The sequence below is a fragment of the Rhodopseudomonas pentothenatexigens genome (genome assembly GCF_900218015.1).
In the GTDB taxonomy this organism is placed as follows: Bacteria; Pseudomonadota; Alphaproteobacteria; order Rhizobiales; family Xanthobacteraceae; genus Rhodopseudomonas; species Rhodopseudomonas pentothenatexigens.
In genome coordinates, this window is the sequence record NZ_UFQQ01000003.1 from 265,353 (window position 1) to 275,285 (window position 9,933).

The 9,933-nt window shown below is 65.8% G+C and carries 8 protein-coding genes and 1 pseudogene; 7 read left to right on the forward strand and 2 right to left on the reverse strand.

The annotated features are described in order from the left end of the window. Nucleotides 1–30 precede the first annotated feature (30 nt). Together pyrE and DWA33_RS04105 are read left to right on the forward strand one after the other, a co-directional pair. Nucleotides 31–594, forward strand: coding sequence for an orotate phosphoribosyltransferase (gene pyrE, locus DWA33_RS04100; RefSeq protein WP_114356814.1), 564 nt, complete (start codon nucleotides 31–33; stop codon nucleotides 592–594). Between the two features lie 102 nt (nucleotides 595–696). Beyond that, nucleotides 697–1,500, forward strand: coding sequence for a DUF2865 domain-containing protein (locus tag DWA33_RS04105; RefSeq protein WP_430707857.1), 804 nt, complete (start codon nucleotides 697–699; stop codon nucleotides 1,498–1,500). Nucleotides 1,501–1,769: 269 nt separating this feature from the next. On the opposite strand, the gene DWA33_RS04110 is transcribed toward DWA33_RS04105, so the two are convergent. Continuing rightward, on the reverse strand, nucleotides 1,770–2,201 hold the full coding sequence (locus tag DWA33_RS04110) for a hypothetical protein (protein ID WP_114356816.1): 432 nt from the start codon (nucleotides 2,199–2,201) through the stop codon (nucleotides 1,770–1,772). A gap of 150 nt (nucleotides 2,202–2,351) precedes the next feature. On the opposite strand from DWA33_RS04110, the gene DWA33_RS24875 reads away from it, so the two are divergent. From DWA33_RS24875 to DWA33_RS04130, 5 genes are all read left to right on the forward strand, one after another. After that, nucleotides 2,352–3,101, forward strand: a complete 750-nt coding sequence (locus DWA33_RS24875; RefSeq protein ID WP_147270218.1) for a hypothetical protein — start codon at nucleotides 2,352–2,354, stop codon at nucleotides 3,099–3,101. A gap of 141 nt (nucleotides 3,102–3,242) precedes the next feature. Then, nucleotides 3,243–5,789: a glycogen/starch/alpha-glucan phosphorylase gene (locus tag DWA33_RS04115; protein ID WP_167443118.1), complete on the forward strand. Its 2,547-nt coding sequence runs from the start codon at nucleotides 3,243–3,245 to the stop codon at nucleotides 5,787–5,789. A 250-nt stretch (nucleotides 5,790–6,039) separates the two neighbouring features. After that, nucleotides 6,040–6,873 carry an acyl-CoA thioesterase gene (locus DWA33_RS04120; protein WP_114356818.1) on the forward strand — a complete coding sequence of 278 codons (834 nt, stop codon included), beginning with the start codon at nucleotides 6,040–6,042 and terminating at the stop codon, nucleotides 6,871–6,873. Nucleotides 6,874–6,928: 55 nt separating this feature from the next. Then, nucleotides 6,929–7,912 carry an arginase gene (rocF, locus tag DWA33_RS04125; protein ID WP_114356819.1) on the forward strand — a complete coding sequence of 328 codons (984 nt, stop codon included), beginning with the start codon at nucleotides 6,929–6,931 and terminating at the stop codon, nucleotides 7,910–7,912. 216 nt (nucleotides 7,913–8,128) lie between these two features. After that, entirely contained in the window at nucleotides 8,129–9,748 is a 1,620-nt protein-coding gene (locus DWA33_RS04130) for an ABC-F family ATP-binding cassette domain-containing protein (protein ID WP_114356820.1), read from the forward strand. 53 nt (nucleotides 9,749–9,801) lie between these two features. On the opposite strand, the pseudogene DWA33_RS25670 reads toward DWA33_RS04130, so the two are convergent. Then, a pseudogene (locus DWA33_RS25670) lies at nucleotides 9,802–9,933 on the reverse strand (IS110 family transposase); the annotation flags it as partial.

Sequence of the window (9,933 nt, forward strand, 5' to 3'; positions counted from 1 at the left end):
AAGCTGAAGCTGAAGCCAGAGAGTCCGCCCGTGTCCAAATCCGCGTCCCGCGCCCGCCTTGCCGACATCATCCGCACCCGTTCGTTCGGTCGGGGGGAGATCACGCTCGCGTCGGGGCGGAAGAGCGACTTCTATTTCAACCTGAAGCCGACGATGCTCGATCCGGAGGGGGCGGCGCTGCTCGCCGAATTGACCTACGAGGCGCTGCGCGACGAGAAGGTCGATTACGTCGGCGGGCTGGAGATGGGCGCGGTGCCGCTGGCCGGCGCGATCGCGCAGCTGTCGTGGCTGAAGAACCACCCGATCGCGGCGTTCTTCGTGCGCAAGAAGCCGAAGGAACACGGCGCGCGGCTGTCGGTCGAAGGGCTGGCCAAGGGCGAGAGCCTGGCCGGCAAGCGCTGCGTGATCGTCGAAGACGTCACCACCACCGGCGGCTCGGCCATCAAGGCGGTCGAAGCGGTGAAGGAATCCGGCGCCGAGATCGTGCTGGTGCTGACGATGGTCGACCGCGAGGAGGGCGCTGCCGAAGCCTTCGCCGCAGCCGGGCTGCCGTTCCGGTCGCTGTACAAGGCCAGCGAGTTCCTCAACGCCTGAGTCTCACTGAGGCCGCCGGAAACCCGGCGTTTACCATCCCATTCTAAAGTCGCAACCGACAGCGGCCTCGCCGCGGGGTGGTTGCGTCGGTGGAGTGGGCGTTTGCGTCAATTGCTTACCAGTTCGCGTCTGCGGCGCCGCATCCTCGCTCTGGGCGCGGTGCTCGCGCTGCCGCTGATCGCCGCTCCTGAGATCGCCTCGGCCCAGAACCTGCTGGAGTTCCTGTTCGGCGGCGCCGGCCCGCAACGGCCGCAGCAGCGCGGCGCCCCGGCGCAGGCCAGCTTCTTCGCCGACCCGTTCGGCCTCAATCAGCAAAGCCAGCCGCCGCAACCGCAGCGCCAGGCGTCGGCCGGGGGCGGCCCGGCGTTCTGCGTGCGCAGCTGCGACGGCAAGTACTTCCCGCTGCAGCTTCGCGCCGGTGCCAGCCCGGCGCAGATGTGCCAGGCGTTCTGCCCGGCCGGCAACGCCAAGGTGTATTACGGCAGCCAGATCGACGGCGCCCGTGCCGCCAGCGGCGAGCGCTATGCCGACTCGCCGAATGCGTTCGCCTATCGCAAGGCGCTGAAGCCGGACTGCACCTGCAACGGCCGCGACCCGGCGGGCCTCGCGCAGATCGACCTGTCGCAGGACACCTCGCTGCGCGCCGGCGACATCGTCGCCACCGCCGACGGCCTCGCCGCCTATACGGGCGTGCGACTGGGTGCCGAGCAGACGCCGGACTTCACCGCGGTCGCCGACTATCCGGGGTTGACCGCCAGCCTGCGCGCCCGGCTCGGCGAGATGAAGGTCGCGCCGGTCCACGACCAGATCGCCGAACAGGCGCCCCCGGCACTGGCCCGCGACGTCTCGCTGCCGGTCGAGACCCCAAAGCCGATCCCCCGCGGCCGCCGCGCCGCGGTCGACTGAGTCTCACTCAAGCACCCACGTCATTCCGGGACGCTCGCGCCAGCGAGCGGACCCGGAATCTGGAGATTCAGAGCACCTCGGCGGCGCAGCTCGGGGAGACGTCTCGGCCAAGCAACTGCGGGATTCCGGGTTCGCTCACTTCGTGAGCGCCCCGGAATGACACCCGTAAAGGCTTCGCTCGCCCCGGAATGACGCCTGGGGCTTGAGGGCTTCGCGCGCCCGGAAAGACTCGGACGACTAGAAGCCTAGAAGCCTAGAGGCCTCGACGCCTACCGCCCGACGATCACGCCGATCACGTTCGGGGCGGCGCGGTAGGATTCTTCGAGGTGGGCGCGGGCGGCGGCGCGGTTTTCCGCAGTCAGCAGGCCGCGGGCTTCGGCGAGGATCATCCAGCAATAGCCCCACCAGTCGGTGAGCATGCCGGTGTCGTCGACCAGATCGTAGCCGTGCTCGGCGGCGAAGATCCGTGCGGTCGCTTCGTCCAGCGTATCCAGCCAAGCCAGATCGGCAGGATCGAACATCTCGTCGACCAGATCGTCCGGGCAGTAACCCCAGATCGACACGCACACTGCGTTGAACTCGCGGTCGAGCTGATCGTCATCGACCCATTGCCGGCGGGCGAGCTGATGCAGCCGCGACAGGGAGCGGGCGAAATCGGCGATCCGGGTGAGCGCCGTCTGATCGAAGGCGATGGTGGACATGTAGTCCTCGCAAGCTGGGCAAGACCATAGATATTGTGGCGGCGACGCACCGAATCACAATGATATATCAATGACTTGCAAAGGTGTTCTAAATTTGTTCTGGTTCTTTTTGAATCGCGCTGGACTTTCGCAGCGGTTAATTATGCGAGCATGAAAGAATCAGTTGAATGGATTTTGGGCGAGTGGCGAACCATCTCCGGAGCGCCCGCGACTATCGTGATCTTGGTTGTTATTGTCGCCGCCGGCATCTGGCTCGCGCTGGACTGGAAGTACAACGCGATCATCAACAACCTGAAGGAGGAGCGGGATCATCTGAAGGAGAAATTGAATAGGCTGGCGTCTTCCGGTTCATCCGTCGCCGGAGCAGTATCTGGATCTGAAATTCCCATAGGGGAAAATTTCAAATACCTTTATGATTCCAATGTCATAAAGCTCGGAAAGCCACGTACTCCTGTCCAGCAATGCCGGCGCTCATATCAATCCGTGCATGAAAACGCGATCGTCATCTGGCTCGAATGTCGCTCGGCTCATTTTGCATTGCCCACGGACGGCAAGCGCAAAGTCATCGAAGCAAAAGACACGGATTGGGAGGCAAAATCGTACACCGAAGGCTATGTTCGTAAAATTCTGAACCCGCCCGAAGGAAAGAGCCCACCAACGGGTGGTCTCGCGCGCCTCTGGGAGAGGAACCCGGAAACCTGGGCATGGATAGGTTGGCGAGATTGGCACTGCCCAATCAACACCTCGATCGACTATCAAGATTTTGAGAATGGATTTCTCGTTGGCCCGCTTCCCATTGGTCCCAATCGTACAGAAGGCCGAGTGTTTATGGTCACGAGGGATGGGGATTGGGACACAAGAAAGACCGAAAAACCCGCGCCCCCTTGTTCAGCAATCTAGCTTGAAACCGCCTGATTGGAACGATCGCATCTAGATCGCCTCGGCAATGCCATCGCCGGGTACCCGATTTTTGCACAAAACCCAGGCATGCCGCCGCAACGATGCCCTCGTCATGGGTTTCGATCCGGGACTATTGTTTGTATGGTTGCGGTCTCATCCGCTTGGAATGGTCACTTGCCCGTGCAGTCGTTGCCAGAAAAAAACTCCTCCCAGCCGGCACATCTGGATGAGCTGGCGCTCGCCGAGATCAAGAGCGCGATCCTCGCCAAGCTGACGCTGGCGATCGGCAAGGAGGCGGCGCACGCCACCAAGCACGACTGGTACAAGGCGTCGGCGCTGGCGCTGCGCGACCGCATCGTGCACCGCTGGCTGGTGTCCGAGAAGGAGAGCTACGACGCCGGCCGCAAGCGGGTGTATTACCTGTCGCTGGAATTCCTGATCGGCCGGCTGTTCACCGACTCGCTGAACAATATGGGCCTGCTGGCGCAGTTCGCCGCCGCGCTCGGCGATCTCGGCGTCGGCCTCAACGACCTGCGCAAATGCGAGCCCGACGCGGCGCTCGGCAATGGCGGCCTCGGCCGGCTCGCCGCCTGCTTCATGGAAAGCATGGCGACGCTGGAGATCCCGGCCTTCGGCTACGGCATCCGTTACGATTACGGCCTGTTCCGCCAGATCATCAATCACGGCTGGCAGCAGGAATTCCCCGACGAGTGGCTGAGCTTCGGCAACCCGTGGGAATTGCAGCGGCCGGAAGTGGTCTATCAGGTCAAGTTCGGCGGCCATGTCGATCAGGTCACCGATGGCAAAGGCTACACCCGCGCGGTGTGGACACCGGGCGAGACCGTGCAGGCGATCGCCTACGACACCCCGATCGTCGGCTGGCGCGGCCAGCACGTCAACGCGCTGCGGCTGTGGTCGGCGCGCGCCCCGGACCCGCTGCTGATCGACGTGTTCAACACCGGCGACTATCTCGGCGCCACCGCGCACGAGGCCCGCGCCGAAGCGATCTGCAAGTTCCTGTACCCGAACGACGAGAGCCCGGCGGGCCGCGAGCTGCGGCTGCGCCAGGAATATTTCTTCGTCTCCGCCTCGCTGCAGGACCTGATCAAGCGGCACCTGGATTCCGACGGCCAGATCCGCAACCTCGCCAAGAAGGCGGCGATCCAGCTCAACGACACCCACCCTTCGCTGGCGGTCGCCGAGCTGATGCGGCTCCTGGTCGACGTCCACGGCCTGCGCTGGGACGACGCCTGGCAGATCACCGTGGCGACGCTGAGCTACACCAATCACACGCTGCTGCCCGAAGCGCTGGAGACCTGGCCGCTCGACCTGTTTCAGCGCACGCTGCCGCGCCACCTCGAAATCATCTACCGGATCAACGAGGCGCATCTCGGCCTCGCCGAGGCGCGCAGCCCCGGCGACATCGAGTTCCGCGCCTCGGTGTCGCTGATCGACGAGAAGGCCGGCCGCCGGGTGCGGATGGGGCACCTCGCCTTCATCGGCTCGCACCGCATCAACGGCGTCTCGGCGATGCATTCCGACCTGATGAAGGAGACCGTGTTCCACGATCTCAACTTCCTCTACCCCGGCCGCATCACCAACAAGACCAACGGCATCACTTTCCGGCGCTGGCTGACGCTGGCCAATCCGGGCCTGACCGATCTGATCCGCTCGGTCGCGGGCGACGAGGTGCTGGACGATCCGACCCGGCTGGAGCGGCTCGAAGCCTTCGCCGGCGACAGTGCGTTCCAGCAGCAGTTTCGCAGCGTCAAGCACCGCAACAAGGTGGCGCTGGCGCGGCTGATCGGCGAGCGCAACAACATCCGGATCGATCCGAGCGCGCTGTTCGACGTCCAGATCAAGCGCATCCACGAATACAAGCGGCAGCTACTCAACGTGCTGGAGACCATCGCGCTGTACCAGGCGATGAAGGACGAGCCGAACCGCGACTGGGTGCCGCGCGTCAAGATCTTCGCCGGCAAGGCGGCGGCGAGCTATCGCTACGCCAAGCTGATCATCAAGCTGATCAACGACGTCGCCGAAGTCGTGAACAACGACGCCTCGATCGGCGGCAAGCTGAAGGTGGTGTTCCTCGCCGACTATAATGTCAGCCTCGCCGAGGTGATCATTCCGGCCGCCGACCTGTCGGAGCAGATCTCGACCGCCGGCATGGAAGCCTCCGGCACCGGCAACATGAAGCTGGCGCTGAACGGCGCGCTGACGATCGGCACGCTCGACGGCGCCAATATCGAGATCCGCGATCTGGTGGGTGCGGAGAACATCGCGATCTTCGGCCTCGAAGCGCTCGAAGTGGTGGCGCGCCGCGCCCAGGGGCTCGACGCCACCGACGCCATCAACCGGTCGCCGCAGCTCGCCAACGCGATCCGCGCGATCGACTCCGGCGTATTCTCGCCCGACGACCGCGCCCGCTTCGCTTCGGTGGCGCACGCGCTGCGCCACCTCGACCACTACATGGTCAGCGCCGACTTCGACAGCTACTACCAGGCCCAGCGCGGCATCGACGCACGCTGGCGCGCCGGCTCGGCCTGGACTCGCGCCGGCATCCTCAACGTCGCCCGGATGGCGTGGTTCTCCTCCGACCGCACCATCCGCGAATACGCCGAAGAGATCTGGAACGTGCCGACCAAGCCGGCGACCCAGTCCTCTCCGGCGCGGCAGGCGGGATAGTTCCAGTCCCGTCATTCCGGGGCGCTCGCGCCAGCGAGCGAACCCGGAATCTCGAGATTCAGGGCACTCTTTTCCAACACCTGCGAGATTCCGGGCTCGCGCGTTTCACGCGCGCCCCGGAATGACGGGCGTGTGGCCCGCGCGCCGGCGCAGCTCATCCCCCATCACATGATGACCGACAGCCATTGCGCCCGGCTGCGCCGCGGTGCAAGGTGGCGCTGCACAACAAGAGCAACACGGGAAGCGCACCATGGACGCCAAGGTCGAACAAGCTCCGCATCCGTTCGACGCCGCAACGCAGGTGGAACATGACGGCGGCCGCTGGCAGGGCGCGACCAGCGACGATTATCACGCCTTCGTCGGCCAGTTCGGCGGCGCCACCGCGGCGACGCTGCTGCGCGCCCTGATGCAGCAGCCGGAGCGCGCCGGCGATCCGCTGGCTTTCACGGTCAATTTCTGCGCACCGATCAGCGCCGGCCGGTTCGAGCTGACGCCGCGGCTGATCAGGGCGACGCGCTCGACCCAGCATTGGGGCATCGAACTCAGCCAGGGCGACGCCGGCGTCGAAGTATTCGCCACCGCGGTGTTCGCGCAGCGCCGCGAAACCTGGACGCATCGGCCGGCCGAGATGCCGAAGACCGCCGCCTACGATGAGGCTCCGGTGTATGCGCGCGCTGGCGTTGCGGCGTCCTGGATCCAGCAGTTCGAGTTTCGCTTCGTCGAGAACGAGCCGAACTTCGGCGACGGCCCGCTGCCCGAGCCGGCGAGCCCGCACACCAAGGCGTGGATCGGCCACGCGGTGCCGCGCACGCTCGATTTGTTGTCGCTGTCGGCGATCGCGGACGCGTTCTTCGCGCGGATCTTTCATGTCCGCGGCGAATTGCTGCCGATCGGCACGGTGTCGATGACGACGTATTTCCACGTCGACGCCGCCGATCTCGCCGCCGAGCCGATCACCGCGGTGCTCGGCGTCGCCGACGCCAACGTGTTTCACAAGAGCTTCTCCGATCAGACCGGCGAATTGTGGTCGCCGAGCGGGCGGCTGCTGGCGACCACGCATCAGATCACCTATTTCAAGGCCTGAGTTGGCGCAGCGCTCCGGCGCGCGTCGCGCGCGCATTTGAAGGGGCGTCACCGTCATGTCGCAGACCGAAGTCGCTCGCAGCGACCCCGCGCGCCGCGTCGCGCTGCTCGGCGTGCCGATCGAGATCGGCGCCGGCCTGCGCGGCACGCTGATGGGACCGGCCGCGCTGCGCACCGCCGGCATCGGCCGCGTGCTCGATCAGCTCGGTTTTGCGGTCGAGGATCACGGCGACATGACGCGGCCTGCACTCGATGGCGGTAACGATCCGGTGCCGGCCAACGCCAATTACTACGGCGAGGTGAAAAGCTGGGTCGGGGCGATCTCGGCGCGCGCCTACGAGCTGGCGAAGTCGGGTGCGGTGCCGCTGTTCATGGGCGGCGATCACAGCCTGTCGATGGGCTCGGTCAACGGCGTCGCGCGCTATTGGCAGAGCCGCGGCAAGCCGCTGTTCGTGCTGTGGTTCGACGCCCATGCCGACTACAACACGCCGGCCACGACGCTGACCGCCAACATGCACGGCATGTCGGCGGCGTTCCTGTGCGGCGAGCCGGGGCTCGATCAACTGCTCGGCGACGAGCCGCGGGTCTCGATCCCGCCGAGCCGGCTCGACCTGTTCGGCATCCGCTCGATCGATCCGCTGGAGAAAGAGCTGGTGCGCCAACGCGCGATCCCGGTGGTCGACATGCGGGCGATCGACGAATTCGGCGTCGGCGTGCTGATCCGCCGCGTCATCGACCGCGTCCGTGCCGCGGGCGGCGTGCTGCATCTGTCGTTCGACGTCGATGTGCTCGATCCCGCGGTCGCGCCCGGCGTCGGCACCACCGTGCCGGGCGGCGCCACCTACCGCGAGGCGCATCTGGTGATGGAGCTGCTGCACGACTCCGGCTTGGTCCGCTCGGTCGATATCGTCGAGCTCAACCCGTTCCTCGACGAGCGCGGCCGCACCGCCCGCGTCGCGGTCGAACTGCTCGGCAGCCTGTTCGGCATGCAGATCACCGACCGGGTGACACCGAGCAACGCGGTGCTGCCGGAGGGGTGAGGGCCCTCCCCGCGCTCGTCATTCCGGGGCGCTTGCGCAGCAAGCGAACCCGGAATCTCGCAGTTTTGGAAAAGACGGAGTCGCAGAACTCCTCGGGATTCCGGGCTCGCGAGCTGCGCTCGCGCCCCGGAATGACGCCGCGTTGGGCCGTCGAACTGGCATCGCTCGGCCATATCGGCTAAACGCGCCGCAGCATTTCTCCCCCCGCGTGAGCCCATGATCCGTCTCGACAACATCTCCAAGCAGAACGGCCACCAGATCCTCTACATCGAAGCCTCCGCGACGCTGCTGCGGGGCGAGAAGATCGGGCTGGTCGGGCCGAACGGCTCCGGCAAGACCACGCTGTTCCGGATGATCACCGGGCAGGAGCAGCCGGACGAAGGCCAGGTCTCGGTCGATCGCGGCCTGACCATCGGCTATTTCAGCCAGGACGTCGGCGAGATGAGCGGCCGCAGCGCGGTCGCCGAGACCATGGAGGGCGCCGGCCCGGTCAGCGCAGTCGCGGCCGAGCTGAAGGAGCTGGAGCACGCGCTGGCCGATCCCGACCGCGCCGACGAGATGGAGCAGATCCTCGAGCGCTACGGTGAGGTCCAGCACCGCTTCGAGGAGCTCGACGGCTATGCGCTCGAAGGCCGCGCCCGCGAGGTGCTGGCCGGGCTGTCGTTCAGCCAGGAAATGATGGACGGCGACGTCGGCAACCTGTCGGGCGGCTGGAAGATGCGCGTGGCGCTGGCCCGCATCCTGTTGATGCGGCCGGACGTGATGCTGCTCGACGAACCATCGAACCATCTCGACATCGAAAGCCTGATCTGGCTCGAGCAGTTCCTCAAGGGCTTTGAAGGTGCGCTCTTGATGACCTCGCACGACCGCGCCTTCATGAACCGGATCGTCAACAAGATCGTCGAGATCGATGCCGGCACGCTGACCAGCTACACCGGCGACTACGAATTCTACGAGGGCCAGCGCGCGCTCGCCGACAAGCAGCAGCAGGCGCAGTTCGAGCGCCAGCAGGCGATGCTGGCGAAGGAAGTGGCGTTCATCGAGCGCTTCAAGGCGCGCGCCTCGCACGCCGCCCAGGTGCAGAGCCGGGTCAAGAAGCTGGAGAAGATCGAGAAGGTCGAGCCGCCGCGCCGCCGCCAGATCATCGCGTTCGACTTCCTGCCGGCGCCGCGCTCCGGCGAAGACGTCGCCAGCCTCAGCCATGTCCGCAAGGCCTACGGCAATCACGTCATCTACGAGGATCTGGATTTCGCGATCCGCCGCCGCGAGCGCTGGTGCGTGATGGGGATCAACGGCGCCGGCAAGTCGACGCTGCTCAAGCTGGTCGCCGGCGCCACCGCGCCGGACGACGGCAGCGTCACGATCGGCGGCAGCGTCAAGATGGGGTATTTCGCCCAGCACGCGATGGATCTGATCGACGGTGAACTCACCGTGTTCCAGTCACTGGAAGAGTGGTTCCCGCAAGCCGGCCAGGGTTCATTGCGCGCGCTCGCCGGCTGCTTCGGTTTCTCCGGCGACGACGTCGAGAAGCGCTGCCGCGTGCTGTCCGGCGGCGAGAAGGCGCGGCTGGTGATGGCCCGAATGCTGTACGACCCGCCGAACTTCCTGGTGCTGGACGAGCCGACCAACCACCTCGACATCGCCACCAAGGAAATGCTGATCAAGGCGCTCGCCGACTTCGAAGGCACCATGCTGTTCGTCTCGCACGACCGCCACTTCCTGGCCGCGCTGTCGAACCGGGTGCTGGAGCTGACCCCCGAGGGCGTCCACAAATACGGCGGCGGCTACACCGAATACGTCGCCCGCACCGGCCACGAGGCACCGGGGCTGCATTAAGGGATCACAGTCATTCCGGGGCGCTTGCGCAGCAAGCGCACCCGGCGACTGTCTCATGTGTCAAGGGTCTTACCTTGATATGGCGTGTCTGCTTTGACGAGTGCGTTGGCTGTGACGAGCAGTTTTCGGGCGATTGCGATGAGCGCGACCTTTCCGGGTTTTCCTTGCAGGCGAAGGGCGTTGTA

Excerpts from the sequence above, each read along its gene's own strand:
- DWA33_RS04120 (WP_114356818.1), top strand. The coding sequence starts at position 6,040 with ATGGACGCCAAGGTCGAACAAGCTCCGCATCCGTTCGACGCCGCAACG.
- DWA33_RS04110 (WP_114356816.1), bottom strand. The coding sequence starts at position 2,201 with ATGTCCACCATCGCCTTCGATCAGACGGCGCTCACCCGGATCGCCGAT.
- rocF (WP_114356819.1), top strand. The coding sequence starts at position 6,929 with ATGTCGCAGACCGAAGTCGCTCGCAGCGACCCCGCGCGCCGCGTCGCG.
- DWA33_RS24875 (WP_147270218.1), top strand. The coding sequence starts at position 2,352 with ATGAAAGAATCAGTTGAATGGATTTTGGGCGAGTGGCGAACCATCTCC.
- DWA33_RS04130 (WP_114356820.1), top strand. The coding sequence starts at position 8,129 with ATGATCCGTCTCGACAACATCTCCAAGCAGAACGGCCACCAGATCCTC.
- DWA33_RS04115 (WP_167443118.1), top strand. The coding sequence starts at position 3,243 with ATGGTTGCGGTCTCATCCGCTTGGAATGGTCACTTGCCCGTGCAGTCG.